The following is an 18,166-nucleotide window of genomic DNA, read 5'->3' on the forward strand; positions in this document are numbered from 1 at the left end:
CAGCCTTTACCACGAGCCTTAAACGTATTATGTATTGGCAGGTCTTCTGACTTACTCCGTTTCTGAGCACCTTCCCATCTTTGACAGTTAGCAGTTAGCAAATATCAATTAGCAATTTATTTATTGTTGACTTTTATTTCTAACTGTTCACTGTTTCTGACAGTGGATATTGAGTCTTGCTCAAAAATTTTCTCAGTATTATTGTTAACCGATTACTGTTAACTGTTAACTGAATAGAGATTACAGCAGCGGGTCTGTTCAGGACTTTCACCTGATTCCCTTTTCACTACTCTCCGCGAATACGGACAGCAGCACCAAAACGATTGCAAAGATAAGGAATTATACCAATCTGTAGTTAGATTTAAGAACTAAAAGGTTCAATTACATTAGTCGTTTTGAGAGACTCGGCATAATTCTAATAAATTTGACTCTGCCCTCACTACTTAAAACGTTCTTTTCTTTTGTACTACGCGCAATCATAGATTGCTTGTGTTCCTTTTGGCCTAAGCCCCAAAAGGAAGCTAAAAGTCTTTTGCGGCACACTTTCGGTGCGATCCGTTACCTGTTTGCAGGCGGAATAAAATAAAGTCGTCCTATCGGACTTCACATTTTATTCTTTACGCCTTGCTGCACAGAACGGATACCTCGCACCTACAGTTGACGCCGCTTGGCTGACGCCCGTCAGGCTGTCGACATCGTCGGAAGTCCGGGGTACCCGTTGTGAGAAGAAAGCGTTAAAAGACAAATAGACATCGGCGATAATCATTTTTATTTGTCTTAGCTTTCGAGCATGTAACGGGTCGGGCTGGAGGCGCGGTCTTGATTTTTTGTTTCGTTTTGCATCAAGGCAAAATGAAAAACAAACCCGGTAGGGTGCGTTAGTTATGAAGTAAATCCGATTATATAAATAAAACCAACATTTTTATACTGATTTGCATGAATTATAAATCGGTACAATAAAAAAGAAACATTTATCTTTGCTTTCTAAGTAATAGAAAGGTCAAAACTATGGATTTACGTACAGTAAATGTAACCAGATATATAATGCCCCTACGAGAAGGAGGGTCACTACCGGCATTGGCCGATGCCGACGACGGGTTTAAGTATGTTCTGAAATTCAGGGGAACAGGGCATGGAACCAAAGCACTGGTATCGGAACTCTTGGGAGGAGTAGTTGCCCACACTCTCGGATTCAAGGTGCCCGAATATGTATTTATCAATCTCGATGAAGCTTTCGGGCGTACCGAAGGCGATGAAGAAATACAAGACCTGCTGCAAGGAAGCAGAGGTTTGAATCTCGGATTACACTTTTTGTCGGGAGCACTTACGTTCGACCCTGTAATGACAAAAGTAGATTCGAAATTAGCATCACAAGTAGTGTGGCTCGATGCTTTTCTGACAAATGTAGATCGTACTGCCCGAAATACCAATATGCTGTATTGGAATAAAGAGTTGTGGCTGATAGATCACGGTGCATCACTTTATTTCCATCATTCTTGGGTGAATTACGAAAAGTATGCAGTCAGTCCCTTTCCACAAATCAAAGATCATGTATTGCTTCCTTATGCCTCGGAATTAGAATCTGTGGATAAGGAATTCAAAGCAATATTGACTGACGAAAAAATCAGGGAGATGACCAATCTTTTGCCTAACGACTGGCTCAACTGGGGAGGTGAAGAAGAAAGCCCCGAAGAGATAAAGAATGTATACTATAATTTCTTAACAGAGCGAATCCATCATTCGGATTTGTTCGTAAAAGCGGCTCAGGATGCAAGAAAAGCACTTATATGAATATGCGGTCATTCGTGTAGTGCCAAAGGTGGAGCGCGAAGAATTTATCAATGTCGGGATTATCTTATTCTCGAAAAAGGCTAAGTATATAAAGATGAGATACATTCTCGATATCAATCGTTTAAGTCTATTCAACAAAGAGTTGGATTTTGATGCAGTAGATTCGGCATTACAGGCTTTCGAAAAAACAGCACACGGCGAAAAAGGCTGCGGAGTAATAGCTTCGATGGATATTCCCGAACGATTCCGTTGGCTGACAGCTGTTAAGAGTGCTTGTATACAAACATCACGTCCTCATACAGGATTTTCGGACGATCTGGATGCTACAGTACAATCTTTATTTGAAGAATTGGTATTGTAAAGAAAGTTGAGATTACCAGATAAAAAGACTGCGAGAATATATCTAAAAACATATATTCTCGCAGTCTTTTTTATAGATCTGACCAATACTTACTTAGGTTTAGCTATTCGTCCGGCTTTACGTAAGGCCTGATCAAGAATATACTGTATCTGTCCATTAGTGCTTCGAAATTCATCGGCAGCCCATTTCTCAAGAGCTTCCATGGTTTCGGGACTGACTCGAAGAACGAAACTTTTAACGGTAGTATCTTTTTCTTTTTTTGCCACAATAAAGTATTAATTATGATTTCAAACGTTAATGATGCAATGTTCCGGCATTAACTATTGGCTGAGCCGCTTCATCAGCGCATAATACTACCAAAAGGTTACTCACCATGGCAGCTTTACGCTCTTCATCCAATTCCACCACATTTTCTTTCTCTAATTTTGCTAAAGCCAGTTGAACCATGCTTACAGCTCCTTCTACAATTTTTTCTCGTGCCGAAATTATAGCATCAGCTTGCTGCCTGCGAAGCATTACACTGGCTATTTCGGCTGCATAAGCCAAATAATTGATTCTGGCCTCAACAACTTCTATACCTGCAATTTCGAGTCGGCTGTTTAGTTCTTGCTCAAGCCTTTCGCTAATTTCGCCATTATCGGAACGTAATGTTACAGCACCATTAACACCATTTTCGTTATCATCGTAGGCATACATTCCGGCAACTTGTCTCAATGCGGCATCACTCTGTATTTTCACAAAGTTTTCGTACGATTTCATTCTGTTACTAAACTGACCGGCTGCGGTTTGTGCCGACATGTTATTCATCGACGATGTATCTATATCGAAAGTAGCCTTGTATGAATCTTTTACTCTCCATACCAAAACGGCTCCTATCATTATGGGATTGCCCACCTTATCGTTCACTTTTATAGGGGCTATATCCAAATTTCGGGCACGGAGTGTAACCTTCTTTTTCGAATAAAAAGGATTTACCCAGAAAAATCCGTTATTAGAATTAGTTCCCTTATATTTCCCGAAAAACATCATCACACGGACATCATTAGGTTCTATAATCATAAATCCAAACATTCCAATTACAGAAACGACTATTCCGATTATAGCTATAATGTATAATACAACCATCCCTTGAGTAAACATATAACAACTGGCTACTAATAGAGCCAACAACACAAATAAAGCAAGAAATCCCGATAAACACGCTCCTTCAAATTTTTTCTCTCCTATTTTCATATTAATATATTTATGATATTATTTTGATATCACAAATAAAACATATTTTTCAATAAGAAACAAACATTTAGCTAAATAAAAAACGAGGAGCAGATCTGAACAATCTACCCCTCGTTATATTTGTATCAGGTTATTACCTTAGAAATACTTGGTAACCTGTATTTTTTTAAATGAATTCATTTCGTTAATCATACGTACCGAAGAATCTACAATCGGATAAGCACACAGTGCGCCTGTACCTTCTCCCAATCGGAAACTAAGATGAAGAATCGGTCTTGCATCCAGATGCCTTAGAATCAGTTTGTGGCCAATCTCATCGCCCTGATGACCAAATACAGCATAATGCAATACATTACTGTTAAGTTTCGATGCAGCTAACAAACAGTTAGTCATTATAAATCCGTCTATTAATATAATCATTTTCAACTCGGCAGCTTTCAGCATAGCACCTACAGCCATCACCATTTCAAATCCTCCGAAATAGCGGATAATATCTTCAACCGAACCATCACCTTTGTAGTTTTCCTGAGATTGTTTGAGTACGCGGTATTTATGTTCAATAATTTTACCCGAATCATCACAGCCTGCACCTACACAATCAGCCAAAGGAATATTTGCCAGATAAGACATCCATAATGCCGAAGACGAAGTATTGGTAATACCCATTTCGCCGAATCCGATTATATTACACCCCTTATCGAAACAAGCCTGAGCACATTCTGCACCTCTTTCGATAGCTAATCCCATTTCTTCGCGAGTCATAGCCGCTTCGTGAAGATAGTTGTTTGTGCTCTTTCTTATCTTTTTATCAATAATAGGATCTGTTGGCTTAAAGTCGAAATTAACCCCCGAATCCACAATATGTAAGTCGATATTATGCTGACGTGCCAAAAAATTAATACCTGCTCCTCCTGCCCAAAAATTAGCAACCATCTGATAAGTTACTTCCTGTGGAGAAGGGCTTACTCCTTCGGCTGCAATCCCGTGATCTCCTGCAAAAACTATGTGGCAAGGATGCGTAAGTTTAGGCTCTAAAGTCTGTTGTACCCAACCAATTTGCATGGCAAGATCTTCCAGAACTCCCAACGAACCTTTAGGTTTAGTCAGATTATCTATTTTTTCTTGTAGATAAGAACGAATTTCGTCCTTGGGCTTTTCGATATTGAATTGTAACATTGTATTATATAATTTCTTTATTTAGTAACTTTTCTTCGATAAGTTGCGCACAATAGCGGATGTATTCATCGCAAGGCTTTTTCTTTGTCACAGTAGGGCATTCTTCCAATCCCAGCAATTGTTTACAGATAATAGATCCATGCTCTTTTTCAAATTCTCCGGCAAGAAATTTCACCACATCGTAGTTTTGTTTCTTACCATCTTTATCATGAGGGGTATAAGTTCCTGTTTCCAATCCTGCTATCATAGCCATCCCCGACACCGCACCACAAACATGACGCATGCCACCGATACCTCCACCAAAGGAGGTTGAAAGGCGTAAAGCAATATCTTTATCGAGATTATAAATATCAGAATAAGCTACAAAAACCGATTGAGCACAATTAAAGCCTTGTTTATGTAATTCGAGTGCTTTATTTATTCTATCTTCCTGCATTGACTCGTTTTTTTTTGATCGATCAAAAATACTCAAATCAGATGGGTTATCAATGATTACCTTCTGAACAAATGTTTAAATTTATGAGAATATAACTTCGACAGTCCCTTCCGGTTATCAATAGCCTCACCTACTACGATCATCGTGGTAAGTGTAAGTTTATTGTCCTTGATAATTTTCGCCAGATCTTTTAATTCACCTCTGTAGATACGTTGATCTTTCCATGTCAACTTATAGCAAGCTGCAACAGGTGTTGTAGGCGGATAATGTTCTAATAACTCAGTCTGAACCTGATCTACAACAGTGGCACTAAGGAAAATACACATTGTACTTTGCGAACGGGCAAGCATGTGCAGTTTCTCTTTTTCGGGCATGGGTGTACGACCTTCACCACGAGTGAGGATGATCGTCTGTACCTTTTCGGGAATCGTAAATTGCGACTCCAAAGCAGCCGCAGCTGCCTGAAATGACGATATACCCGGAGTAATATGATACGACATATTGTACTGATCGAAATATGCCATTTGCTCTTGAATAGCTCCATATATACAAGGATCGCCGGTATGTAAACGCACAACGAGTTTTCCTTGATCATAAAATTCTTTCATGGTCTCGAATTGCTCTTCCAAATCCATCGACGCCGAACTGCGCACTACTGCTCCTTGTTTTGCACAATAGGTCAATTCTACAGGAACAAGGCTTCCGGCATAAAGGATCAGATCGGCAGCTTCGAGAAAATGACGTCCTTTTACCGAGATCAAATCCGGATCGCCGGGTCCTGCACCTACAATCTCGATATGTCCCTGTCTAATGGCATGATTATCTATTGCAACAGCAAACGTAAAGTCGTTGCCTTCGCTCAATTTTCCTTTTTGTTTTTCAATAACAAGTTGACCTCCATCTGCACTCTTTATGGCTGTAGATTCAGATACTCCTTGCACTGAAGTTACTTCTTCGACTTTCTCCGACGGATTGGGCACTTCTATATCTTTCAGGTCTTCGGATGTATAGATGTTTACAGGTAAATTATTAAAATGCGCGTGTAAATCAGCCAATAATGGTTCGTCTTTCTTCAGGTCTATTGTAGAAATATCTTTTATAGATTCTTTTGCAATATTCAGTTTTTGTAATTCAGCCGAAATATAATCGAATATTCCTTCCGGTTGGCATTGCTTACGACATCCCACTCCTAAATGCAGTATCTGAGGATGATAATATATAATCTGCAAACGAGCATCGGAATATAAAAACGGAGTTACAGCAATCAGCAGTTCAAATTCAGACTGATTAATATCTTCGTATTTGTAGAAAACCTTTACATGATCGGGCTTAGTACGTTCAAGATACTGAGTTCCTTCATCCGCCACATCCAATAAAAGAGCAGTAGCTTTCTTATTCACAAAAGCAGTCAATGGATGATTGAAATTGTCTGCATTAGAGCTGGTTTTCCAGTCGAATTTCGAACCAATAGTATCTAATGCCCAAAGATTTGTATTGTCGCTTTGTGTGGTAATTACTGCCTCACCGCCTGTAATAAGAGCCAAACGTTTAGTCAAGTCATTTGCCCCACCTACATGACCCGACAATACAGATACTACATATCGTCCTGTACTGTCGATATTTACTATTGCCGGATCGGTATGCTTGTCCTTTATATAAGGGGCTATACTACGAATACAGATTCCCATTGCCCCGATAAATATTATAGCATCTACTTTATCGAAAATATCTTTTATACAATCATTAATAGATGCTATTGTAACAGTATTTTTGATTTCCGACTTAGAATAAATCTCGGAATACAGAACATCTTTCTTTATTGCTTCCGCCATCGGCAAACTCACTTCAGATGTCAGTATTATGGCTGTTTTTATCATATTCTTTCTTATTTTTTTCTACTTATTTATTGAACTGTTGATTGTTAAGTCTGTAGGGGCGTATTGCATACTCCCCTACAACGAATATTATATTAAACACTAGCCCTCATCACATCAATAGCATTAAAATCATCCACTTTGATAGTAATACTCTGGTCAAGTTTTAAGTTATTCGATTCTATTGCATCCAGAAACAATTGTCGGCTTTCGTCCGAAACAGAATTAAAAACAATCACCCCATTCGGATTTAATACCGAAACTATTTTGGATACAAACTCGTTCATCTTTCCGCCATGTCCACCTATAAAAACGGCATCGGGACGAGGAATATCCGTGATATCTGTCTCTGCAAAGTCTCCTATAAATGGTTGAATGCCGGGCACTCCAAATCGGCGGGTATTATTGAACATCAAGTCCCTACCCTCTTCACGTTTCTCGAATGCATAAATATCAAGATGAGGAAATTGCATCTTGGCTTCGACTGAAACCGAACCCGTACAAAAGCCCACATCCCAAAAGACCTTCCGATTACGCAAATCGAGCAAACTCAGCGATAACAGACGAATAGGCATCTTTGTAATCATTTTTGCCCTGCCATTCAATAAGTGAAACTCACTGTCGGGAATTCCCAACGGACGATTACGCTGCTCGTTCTTTTCAATAATAATATTGTTCGGAAACGAAAAAGTCTGTCCTATTACCTTAGTTAAAGGCAAAGTAGTCACTTTCTCTCGATCTTTATTTCCAAGTAATTCGCCAATATGCATCACATAATTGTCGTATCGGTATTCCATCATACGTTCGGCAATAGACGATGGAGTATGTTCTTTATTATCTGTAAGTATTCCTATTTTATGGTGACCTTCTATCAATGCCTGATCGAATTTCAGCCAAGGACGTCCCGTCAACGATACTATATGCATATCCTGATAAGGTAATACCAGTCGGTGAGCCAATAACTGTAACGAATTAAAATACGGATAAAGGATTATTTCGGCATCCGGCACTTCGCGTTGAATCGTATTTGCAAAGCCGAAAAATAAAGGGTCGCCCGATGCAAATACAACAACCTCGTCGTATTCTTTATATTGATCAAAAACATTTTTAAGAGGCACTACAATATCAATCCAAATAGCATCGGACGGTAAAAAAGATTGCACAATCTCGTGATGCCTTGCTCCTCCCGAAAAAACAGAATGAGAACGGATAACATCTAACACTTCGGGACGAAAATGCTGATCTTGATTATCATCTATACCGATAACATAAAATTTAGACATCTCTACCCGGTCTTAATTGTTCAGCATCATCAACAGTCAATATCGAATTAACTAAAGTAGCAGCAAGATTACTTCCGCCTTTGCGACCATCGACTATTAATTTAGCGATATTTTTAAACGGTTTAGTCATATGTTTCGATTCACGAACATTCACAAAACCTACGGGCGCAGCTATTATTCCGATGGGATTAGCTTTTCCTTTACGTACTAATTCGCATAACTCGATAAGAGCAGTAGGTGCATTACCGAATGCATACAAAGCATCGGGATGTTCTTCAACTGCAAGACGAATTCCGGCTTGTGTGCGGGTAATACCTTTATCTTTAGCCATCTCAGCAACACGAGGGTCGTGCAGATAACATTTAGCCTCTATGCCCATACGCTCCATGGCTCCTTTACGAATACCCGATACAACCATTGTTACATCGGTGATAATAGTTCGAACCTTACCTTCGGTAAATTCTTTGTATAAATTGGTTACGGCATTATCATCTATTTTCAGGATATTCTCCATATCAAAATCGGCTGTTGTATGGATAGAATGCAGTAATGCCCACTTTTTGTCAAGAGGGATATTGCGATTCTTAAGTTCGCCATCGATAGTTCTGAAGCTACGGATCATTATATCTTGACCTAAGTTCTTTGCTCCTTCTACTTCATCTTCGCGATAATAGCCTCTGGGCGTAATTATCTTATCGCCTTCGAATCGGTACGATTGTGAATTGCCGATAATTACAATCGTAAACATATCCACATCCTCGGGATCGAATTCGCCCAAAGTAGTAACTTTTACTTCCTGATCGTCACGTCCTGCCTGACGAATATAACCGACAGGAGTCTCCGGCGAACGTTCTTCCAAAAATAATTCTACCAATCGGTACAACTGCCAATAACGTCCGTTGCTCTTGGGATTGTAAATAGCAGTAACAAAATCGCCCATAGCAGCAGCAGTGATACGTTTTTCGATCTTATCCCACGGAGTCATTAAATCGGACATGGATATAATACAAAAATCGTGTCCGATCGGAGCCCCCAATATGGCAGCAGCTTTCTGAAAAGCACTGATTCCGGGTAATACCGCCACTTCTATATCGCTGTTTTTCTCCTTCTTCATTTCAAAAATGAGCGGAGCCATTCCGTATATTCCCGAATCGCCCGAACTGATAACACAAACCGCATTACCCTCTTCGGCATAACGGAAAGCCTCTTCGGCACGTTGGCGTTCTTTCTTCATTCCCGTATCAATACATTGAGCATCGGGTTTCACAAAATCAGTAATAAACTGAAAATAATATTTGTATCCTACGATAACATCTGACTGACGCACAGCCTCTAATACAGCAGGAGTAATATCTTCTTTTGAGCCCGGACCAATTCCGGCTACTATTATTTTACCTTTCGACATATTTAGTAATAGTAAATATTTAATGATCTGTTTTCAATTTATAATAGGCTTTGGCTGTTATACGAACCAAAGTAATAAAAAGGTCTGAGACCTTATTTCTTTAATTTTCGTTTTATCCATTTCCAACTCAGCCAAACTCCTGTTGCTGAGATAACAATACAGCCCGAGGCTGCTATCCATATAGCAATAGTCCACAACACAGGTCTATTCATCAACCATTTGATATGAAAATAATGCAAAGCATTGAATATCCACTTACGGGTTTTACGGTTTTGATTGAGGTATTTATAATCTCCATTTTTAGGATTGATGTAATATAAACTCTTATCAGCATCGTCAACCTCCACTTTGTAAACAGGCAAAGCCAATTCTTTCTTCCAAGGGAGATAGTAGTTTTCGTACTCATCTATCAAAGTTACATTAAATCTCACACTATCGCCATGTATCGACCGCATAGATTTTTCTATTGCCTTCTGCGACAGAAATAATTCCTTGATTGTATCTTGGGATGCATCGAATGACACTTCTTTTCCTCCGATAATTGTTTTATAAATAGGAACACCTTGATAATATGCCCATTCGACCTCCTTCAGATCAGGATATTTTTGCTTCAGTAAACGATAGTCGAGTATATATTTATCAAGAGATGGATGCTTTCCTTTTATCTTCATCGGAATTTTATACTCCTGATGAGTCTTAACTAGCCATTGCGGAACTTTCTTCAAAGACATCACTCCGCTTATAGCCCACGTTAATAAAAATATACCGAACAACAACCCTATTACGTGATGCCACCAATACCATTTTTTACGGTATGGGCTTTCGAATTTACCTTTCTTATTATAACGACGGTAATATGCATCTATTCCAACATAAATACCTCCTACACACATCACTAACCCCACAATAGCCAATGTCATAATTGTATCTATCCAAAGCTGAGTATGTTTTCGCAAAACCGGAATATATAAAGTATGAGGAATTGCTCCTATCCAAGCCCAGAATCGCTGATCGGCATTCGTAAACTGCTGCACATCGCCCGATTTAGAACTGATATATAATTGACTATGCTTTTCGTCCGAAAAATAAAATTTGTAAATAGGTAACTCAGGTTCGTACTTCGAATACATAACCCATTGCTCCAATTCTTTCAATGTATCTACTTTTTCGACAGGGGCATTTATCCATCTTTTAGCAATAGTTTCTACCGCCTGATAATCTAATTTGTGAACATGCTGATTAGTATCAGCGCAGAAAGTATAGCTGTGTTTTTTTTCACTCGCTGTTATCAATGTTTGTCCCTGAAACTGACGCAATCTTATCTTGGTTGTTTTATCCGGATTCTTGATCCGAGATGATAACTCTTCGATAGAAGGAAGGGAGTCAGGCAAAGATGGGAGCATATTGTTTTTCTGTTCCGTCGTCACATTGGGAAACGAATGGTATATCAACACCAATCCTGTACAAAACCACATTAGGAATAGCAGACTTACTGCTGTTCCTAAAACTCTGTGAAGCGAATATATAAACTTGCGTATCATTGTTTTCTACACTTTTTTGAAAACCTCTTGATTTTCCGTCTCAAATATTTAATACTTAGCCATACACCAGTCACTGCAACACTTGTTCCACCAAGCATTGTTACCCACATAACTATATTCCAAAGCCATGGACGATCTGCCAAAAACTTAAAATTGAAGCTATGCAGACCTTGATACATCCATTTTCCGGCTCTGCTATTGTTATTGAAATAACGGGTATCTCCTGTTTTGGGGTTGACATAATAAACACTTTTATCGGCATCGTTTACCTCTACTTTATAGACCGGAAGCGGTAATTTACGTTTACGATCGATATAATAATTGTCGTATTCGGTAAGTTGTACAATAGAAATACCTTCGGTATGTATTTGTTTTATTCTGTCTATTATCTGCCTTTCAGTCAACATCAGACTTTTCAACTCTGATGAAGATGCATCAAAAACAGACAAGCTGTCTCCGATTACGGCTTTGTAAGTAGGAATATCACCAAAGCCCGACCACTCAATACTTTTTACTTGATTTGGATAACTTTCTACAATTGATCTGTAATCGAGCGGATAATCCTGCGGTTTTGTTTTCGAATAAGGCATATACGATTGCATCGACAAAGTTTCGTCATGCACCTTCACCATCCATTGAGGAACATCCGTTAAAGACATCATTCCACTGAAAACAAAAGTAAATACAAATATGCCGAATATAAATCCTGTAAGATAATGCCAACGATATACAAACTTTTTATACGGAACGGATAACGATTTTTTCTTTCGATACTGCTTTACCAAAATATAAATACCATAGACAAGCCCTAAAAGACACATAATTGAGCCAATTCCCGACAGCCAGATAACGGTCGAAATCCAAGCTGCACTATCCTGACGCAATGAGGTAAAATAGATCCAATGAGGAATTGCTCCTACCCAAGCCCAAAAGCGGCTATTATTGTCGGTATATTGCAAAGCTTCTCCGCTCTGTGACGAAATATATAGCTGATGTTTTTCTGTATCTGCAAAATAAAACTTATAAATAGGCATATCTTTTTTCAGATATCCGAATGGAATCCATTGATCTACTTTATATAAAATATCTACACGATCTATTTGCGAACTATTCCACTGTTTTGCATATTGCTCAATATCAGAAAATGAAAAAGGGTGTATTTCTTTATCCGCCCCCAAAGCTATTTTTATAATACTATCTTGTGCAGATAGCGAAAAATAAGCTTGTCCCGGATAAGATTTCAGATTCAGCTTTGTTGCAGTAACCGAATCGGGAAGTATACTCAACACCGAATCTATTGCCGGTAATCGGCTCGGCAATGCTTGGGCATATCCATACTTATCGGAAGGTTTAACCCGAGGAAAGCCATGAAAAATCATCACAAATCCCGATAAAAACCAAACGAGAAACAGGATACTGAGAATTGTTCCCAGTATCCTGTGCAAAGAGGTCACAGACCTTTTTATTAATTTGCTAAGCATAAAAACGACATTTGACAATCATCATTCAATACCTATTATTACATTCCTATTCATCCGTTTATCTCAATGTATAAGCTAACGAAACCAATACATTGCGAGGCATACTCGGCACCATTTGATAGCTCAACGACTGATTGTAATATTTCTTATCGAATATATTATTAACGTTAGCCGATAATGTAACACCATTATCCATCCTGTAAGATACTCCGCAATCGGTTAACCAATAAGATGGATATGTCATTGTATTAGTAGTATTACGGTATGTTTTATCCATGTATGATACAGTTGCATTAAATCCTAAGTTTTTGAATACACCTGCACCAATTGTATAATCAACAGCAGCAAGGAAAGTATTTGCAGGAACAAGAGTCAGTTTATAATCTTTCTGAGGATCTACGGGAATATATTCGTTTGACTTCATCTTTGAAACTTTAGCATCGGTATATCCGTATTGTAGTTGAAAGAACAAGTTACGAACCGGAGTCAGTTTCACCTCCAGTTCAACTCCTTGAGATACTGTTGTACCAACCTGAGCAGTAACTGTTTTCTTTATGCCATCTGTATCTTCGTAATTAGTTCTAGTTCTTTTATCGTTGTTTCGTTTGATATAGAAAGCCGATGCTGTTGCCTGAAGCCATGTTTTATATGCATAACGTGCTCCGACTTCGCCCTGATAACCTGTTTGAGGCTTGAATATCTCACCACCTTTTTCAGGATAAAAACGTTTACCGTCAGAATTTACATAGATAACCTTTTCGTTATAGAAATCACGGTAAGGCATAAAGAATGATGCCATAGAGCCATATACTGTCAGGTCTTTTGCTGCATCATAAACTACTCCTGCACGATAGGTAAATGAGCTTGTATTATTTACATTATAGGCTGTTTGGTCTGCTTTGTGATACTGTCTTTTGCCATCGTAAGTGGGAGCAGACGAACTCAAATATTTAAAGAAATCGTAACGACCTGCAACCAATACTTTAAGTTTATCAGTTACCTCCATCAAATCCTGAAAATAAATACCGTGAGAATAAGTACGGGTAATAGTAGCCTTACCGAAATTAGATTTCATGTAACCACCACTTTGCGGATCATTTACAGCTACTTTTGAATATAATCCGGGACCATATACATTGTAACTGCTGTTCATCGGATCGTCCATTGGAGCTAAATTATAACCCGTATACGAATTGCGGAACATCTGAGTAAATGCATAACCTGCAATAAAACTATGCTTAATATTTCCGGTAAAGAACTTTCCCGAGAAGTCCAACTGATCGTTCAATACATTTGTCTTATGTGAAAATCTCAATGGATAAGTGAGCTGGACAGTATCAAGGCTGATGTATTGCTTTTTATTATCCGCAGTCAGGTAATAATGTTTATAGATCGGATCAGCACTTTCGAGATAACTTAGCTCCTCTGTACCGAAATAGTTGATATCATCGGCATTAAAAGAAATATTATTCTGAAGTTTGAAATTCTCACTAAAATTCTTTTCGTATTTCGCTGCAATGTTCCATCCATTATTTTTAAAGAAATCAGATTCGTTGTTGTAACGAACCTTACGGTTCAGTCCCGGTTGCATTTCACCTGCTTTCAGATACAAAGTACCATCAAGGTTATAAGTATCGTAAGACATATTAGGAGGTAAACCTATCTCTGTTCCATAAAAATCGCGATTAAAGCCTCCCCGAATATCAATATTGCTGGTAGCATCTAATTTTGCTCCCAAAGCCATATAAGCAGACAAACGTTGGTTACCATTGTGTCTCCAACCCTCCTGATCAGCATAATTTACAACAGCCCTGTAATTTACAGGCCCTGCCAATTTCCCTCCTAAATCCATGGTAGCCTGCTTATTTTCCCAACTGCCATATGACATTTTGAATCTTGCCAATTTTTGATCGGTTGGTGCTTTACGTACTATATTCAAAGCTCCACCGACAACCGAGTGCCCGTAAAGGACTGAGCCGGGTCCCTTCAGCATTTCCATAGATTCGACAGAACTAAGATCTGAGAAAGGATTCGAATTTATCATTGTACGTTCGTCTCTTACTCCATCCAACAAAACGGGAGCATTAGAAAATCCACGAATATACAAGGTATTGAAAGCACCGTAACTGGTATTCATTCTCACACCGGGAAAGAACTTCACGGCATCTTCCAGATTTACAATCCCTCTTGATTCAAGTAATTTTGCTGATACAGTATTTACCGAAACGGGTAAATATCGAAGAGGAACATTGAACTTGCCTATACTTACTTTTTTCGGACTAAAGTCTACAACCTCCACTTCTTTAATTGAGTAAACGGTATCAGTCATAGCCTTATTTTGAGCACTTAGTACTCCTGCTGCTATCAGAATAGCAACAGTTAATATATATTTTTTCATAAATGTAAATTCCTGAGATTATTTTATTGATATACCTGAAATAGAAAGGCCTGTGACCTTACTCCATTTTTTCGCCTGTAACTTCATAGATGGCTTTCTTTTCCATAATTCCATACTTGCGATGCTTAGCGATAAATTTCAGATGTGTAATATATAAATCCTGAATCTGAGGATTTTGTCCTAATCCTTCCATCCGAACATTTACTGTATAACCTTCTTTTTCGATATCGTTTTTCCAGTCTTCGGCTATATCATTTTTGGCATGCTCACCGGCAACAAACATAAGAGGTACAATTTCTACATGTTTCAATCCAGAAGCTTTCAATTGAGTCATCATATCATCGAAAGAAGGGTATCCTTCTATCGTTCCCACAAAAAAATTGCTGCGTCCTTTAGCTTTCAGCATATAGTCCAACATCGCATATTGTGCAGTATTAGAATCATATGTTCCATGTCCGACTAATACATAAGCTGTTTTTGGGTCGGTATGATCAGTTAATACACTTATCAGATTTTCATAATCTTCGGGAGTATAAAGCAATGGATCTCCGACCCTTATCTCTTTAAAATCGGACTTAACAGCTGCAATATCCTTATCCAAAGATTCTTTTTCAACACCATCAATAATAGTTGAAGGCTGGATGAGCAGATGGGTATATCCTTCTTTTTTCAATTGTTGCAAAACAGTCAAAGGTTTCTCTTTCACAATACCTCTTTCACCTAAACGCTTTATCACAATACGAGCGGTATAAGCTTCACGAACTTCGACTGAAGGAAAAGATTCTTTTGCCTTCTTATTTAAGGCATCTATAGTTAATGCCCTGGTATCATCGTGTGTAGTTCCGAAATGCACCATCACTATTGCAGCTTTATCTCCCGGTTTCAGATTGGCAAGAATGTCAGAATCTTCGTAATTCTTTCCACCATGGGCAGATACAGCTACCGAAACTATCAGAACTACAAACAGGCTTAATAAACTTCTCATTATTGTTTAAATTTTACAGTTAAACTTGCATATACAGTTCTCCCTGACGATGTAGTAGCATATCGGCTTCCAAAAGGTCTCTCGTCTTTGAAGTTGAATATGTTTTCGACTCCGAATCCCGGCTCGATAACAAATGCTTTACTGCCCGAAAAAGAGTGCGTAGTTGCTATATTCCATAGGTTATAAGAACGGGCATTTTCGTCCGAATAAAATACTTTGCTTTGCAGACGTCCGTTCAGATTTATGTTTAACTTATACTTACTCCATTCTTTATTCCAATTTGCATTAACAGTTCCCGTATGACGTCCTGCACCATACAACGGCACATTATCAACTCTGTTTACAGCATCCAGATAACTATATCCTAACCCTAAAGAGAAACCGTAACCGAGAAAAGCATTCATCGAAACATCAATACCTTGCGTGCGAGCCTTAGATACATTATTATACAGATAACGTTTGGTTACACCATTGGCTTTATCATCGTCTGTAAGGTCTACAACCGTACGATCTATAATATCGTGTATATTGTTTGTATAGCCTGTAACCGACATCGTGAAATATTTACTGATATACTCGGCATTCAACGAATAGTAATTCGATTTTTCAGGAATCAGATCCTTATTACCTTGACTGATTGTTGTTCCCGATAATTTGTCGTAATACAATTCAAGCAAATTAGGAGTTCTGAATCCGGCTGCATAAGATGCACGAAAATTGAAGTGATCTAATGCATACATAGCCGATAACTTGGGAGTAAACTTATTTTTAAATACTTCGTGGTGTATCAACCGGAATCCTGCGACAACAGATAATCTGTCTATTATCTTTATTTCGTCCTGAGCATACCATGCCATTGTATAAGCCGATTTAGCCTGCTCCATACTTTCAGGATTTCTCAGGTAATCATTTACAAAGTCCAAACCTGTATTCAGCTTATGATTTTCTCCGATACTGAATACCCCTTTCAAGGTAGAATTGAAATAACGTTGACGTTTTGTAAACTGGCGATCACCAACCTTGTAAGTTATATTGTTGCTTTTAGTTTCTTTTAAATACCCTTTTTCGTACTCATAATTGTCGTAATAAGCATCGAATGTTATATAATCGACATGTTTACGGAAATGATATTCCCCTCCGGCAGCCATATTATAATCTTTATAAAACATATCATAAGTATAGTCACTCACAGGGCGGTCTGTACGTTTATCGTAATATGTACCTTTTGCATACAAAGAAATCATATTAGTAGGATCGTATGTAAATTTCTGAGAAACCACATTCGACCTATAAGCCGCCATAGCTTGCTTATTGGTTTCTACTAAGGTATCACGGGTAGGTTTTGTTAGAGCTTTTTCCTCGTATTTACTCAATTGCCAGCCTTTAGATTCTCTACGTTGGTAATTAGTCTGAGAGGTAAATTTGCCAAAATTCACTCCAAGATTAGTTGTTTGGTTGATAGTTCCGTATTTTGAGACTCTGTACGAAGAAGTAAAATCAATATTATTCGTCGGAGTTTTAGTTATTATATTTATAACACCTCCCATAGCTTCCGAACCATATAAAGAAGATGCTCCTCCTTTTACGATTTCAATACGCTTGACATTACTCATATCTATCCGCTCGAGATCGTTATCTCCACCGACATCACCCGAAAGCTTCTTTCCGTCAATAAGTATTAAGACTTGCTTGTTACGAAGCCCTCCCATTACAATACTGTAAGAGCCTTTAGTCGAAATAGTGGGTGACAAGGCAGATAAAGCATCTTCGAAAGTTGCACTTCCTGTCCTTTCGATATCTTTTGCTGTCAATACTTCAACAGGAGTCGGAGTATCTTTTAATCGATGGTATGTACCTGTTCCGGTGACTACCACTTCGTTAAGATTCAGATAATTTCGGGCTATGACCAGTTTAAGATCTGTGCTTTGGGGAGTAACAGGAAAACGCCCTGTCGTAAAATTCATGGCACTTGCCTGAATTGTGTAATCGCCCGAAGGAACATTGCTTAATACAAATTCTCCCTTATCATCAGCAACAGTCGAGAACGAAGTTTTCTCGAGACGAACTACAGCTTCGGGTACAGTTTTTCCTGATTCGTCAACCACTACACCCTTAAATGTAACTTGCGCAACGACCACATGCAGCATACAGCACAACCATGCTGACAGCAATAACTTCTTTTTCATTAAAAATGGAAGTAAA

14 protein-coding genes and 1 riboswitch are annotated in these 18,166 nt (G+C 38.5%); of the genes, 2 read left to right on the plus strand and 12 right to left on the minus strand.

The genetic code is table 11. The features are described 5' to 3' along the window. Positions 1-19: 19 nt before the first annotated feature. Positions 20-334: riboswitch (cobalamin riboswitch) on the minus strand. Between the two features lie 674 nt (positions 335-1,008). Together K322_RS0116955 and K322_RS0116960 are read left to right on the plus strand one after the other, a co-directional pair. Next, on the plus strand, positions 1,009-1,791 hold the full coding sequence (locus K322_RS0116955) for a HipA family kinase (RefSeq protein WP_026627946.1): 783 nt from the start codon (positions 1,009-1,011) through the stop codon (positions 1,789-1,791). Further along, the gene (locus tag K322_RS0116960) at positions 1,769-2,152 is read left to right on the plus strand and encodes a DUF3037 domain-containing protein (protein ID WP_026627947.1); all 384 of its coding nucleotides are present in this window, start codon (positions 1,769-1,771) and stop codon (positions 2,150-2,152) included. The genes K322_RS0116955 and K322_RS0116960 overlap by 23 nt, the downstream gene beginning before the upstream one ends. An 89-nt stretch (positions 2,153-2,241) precedes the next feature. On the opposite strand, the gene K322_RS20715 is transcribed toward K322_RS0116960, so the two are convergent. From K322_RS20715 to K322_RS0117020, 12 genes are all read right to left on the minus strand, one after another. Next, complete coding sequence (locus K322_RS20715; RefSeq protein WP_084158603.1) at positions 2,242-2,418, minus strand: ribbon-helix-helix domain-containing protein; 177 nt, start codon at positions 2,416-2,418, stop codon at positions 2,242-2,244. Between the two features lie 28 nt (positions 2,419-2,446). Next, the gene (locus K322_RS0116970; RefSeq protein WP_026627948.1) at positions 2,447-3,385 is read right to left on the minus strand and encodes an SPFH domain-containing protein; all 939 of its coding nucleotides are present in this window, start codon (positions 3,383-3,385) and stop codon (positions 2,447-2,449) included. 138 nt (positions 3,386-3,523) lie between these two features. Then, on the minus strand, positions 3,524-4,561 hold the full coding sequence (cobT, locus tag K322_RS0116975) for a nicotinate-nucleotide--dimethylbenzimidazole phosphoribosyltransferase (protein WP_026627949.1): 1,038 nt from the start codon (positions 4,559-4,561) through the stop codon (positions 3,524-3,526). 4 nt (positions 4,562-4,565) lie between these two features. Beyond that, positions 4,566-4,997: a C-GCAxxG-C-C family protein gene (locus K322_RS0116980; RefSeq protein WP_026627950.1), complete on the minus strand. Its 432-nt coding sequence runs from the start codon at positions 4,995-4,997 to the stop codon at positions 4,566-4,568. Positions 4,998-5,053: 56 nt separating this feature from the next. Beyond that, positions 5,054-6,874, minus strand: a complete 1,821-nt coding sequence (cobM, locus tag K322_RS0116985) for a precorrin-4 C(11)-methyltransferase (protein WP_035332334.1) — start codon at positions 6,872-6,874, stop codon at positions 5,054-5,056. 92 nt (positions 6,875-6,966) lie between these two features. Further along, positions 6,967-8,154, minus strand: a complete 1,188-nt coding sequence (locus tag K322_RS0116990; RefSeq protein ID WP_026627952.1) for a bifunctional cobalt-precorrin-7 (C(5))-methyltransferase/cobalt-precorrin-6B (C(15))-methyltransferase — start codon at positions 8,152-8,154, stop codon at positions 6,967-6,969. Beyond that, positions 8,147-9,559, minus strand: a complete 1,413-nt coding sequence (cobJ, locus tag K322_RS0116995) for a precorrin-3B C(17)-methyltransferase (RefSeq protein WP_026627953.1) — start codon at positions 9,557-9,559, stop codon at positions 8,147-8,149. Before cobJ ends, K322_RS0116990 begins: the two co-directional genes overlap by 8 nt. Before the next feature lie 92 nt (positions 9,560-9,651). Further along, complete coding sequence (locus K322_RS0117000; protein WP_026627954.1) at positions 9,652-11,100, minus strand: PepSY-associated TM helix domain-containing protein; 1,449 nt, start codon at positions 11,098-11,100, stop codon at positions 9,652-9,654. After that, positions 11,097-12,581 (minus strand): PepSY domain-containing protein, encoded by a 1,485-nt coding sequence (locus K322_RS0117005; protein ID WP_026627955.1) that lies wholly within the window; start codon positions 12,579-12,581, stop codon positions 11,097-11,099. The genes K322_RS0117000 and K322_RS0117005 overlap by 4 nt, the downstream gene beginning before the upstream one ends. 58 nt (positions 12,582-12,639) lie before the next feature. After that, positions 12,640-14,979, minus strand: coding sequence for a TonB-dependent receptor (locus K322_RS0117010; protein WP_026627956.1), 2,340 nt, complete (start codon positions 14,977-14,979; stop codon positions 12,640-12,642). A 58-nt stretch (positions 14,980-15,037) separates the two neighbouring features. Further along, on the minus strand, positions 15,038-15,964 hold the full coding sequence (locus K322_RS0117015; RefSeq protein ID WP_026627957.1) for a sirohydrochlorin cobaltochelatase: 927 nt from the start codon (positions 15,962-15,964) through the stop codon (positions 15,038-15,040). Further along, positions 15,964-18,150, minus strand: a complete 2,187-nt coding sequence (locus tag K322_RS0117020) for a TonB-dependent receptor (RefSeq protein WP_026627958.1) — start codon at positions 18,148-18,150, stop codon at positions 15,964-15,966. Before K322_RS0117020 ends, K322_RS0117015 begins: the two co-directional genes overlap by 1 nt. Positions 18,151-18,166: the final 16 nt, after the last annotated feature.

This window comes from Indolivaga capnocytophagoides DSM 22835 (assembly GCF_000426485.1).
Lineage (GTDB): Bacteria > Bacteroidota > Bacteroidia > Bacteroidales > Dysgonomonadaceae > Dysgonomonas_A > Dysgonomonas_A capnocytophagoides.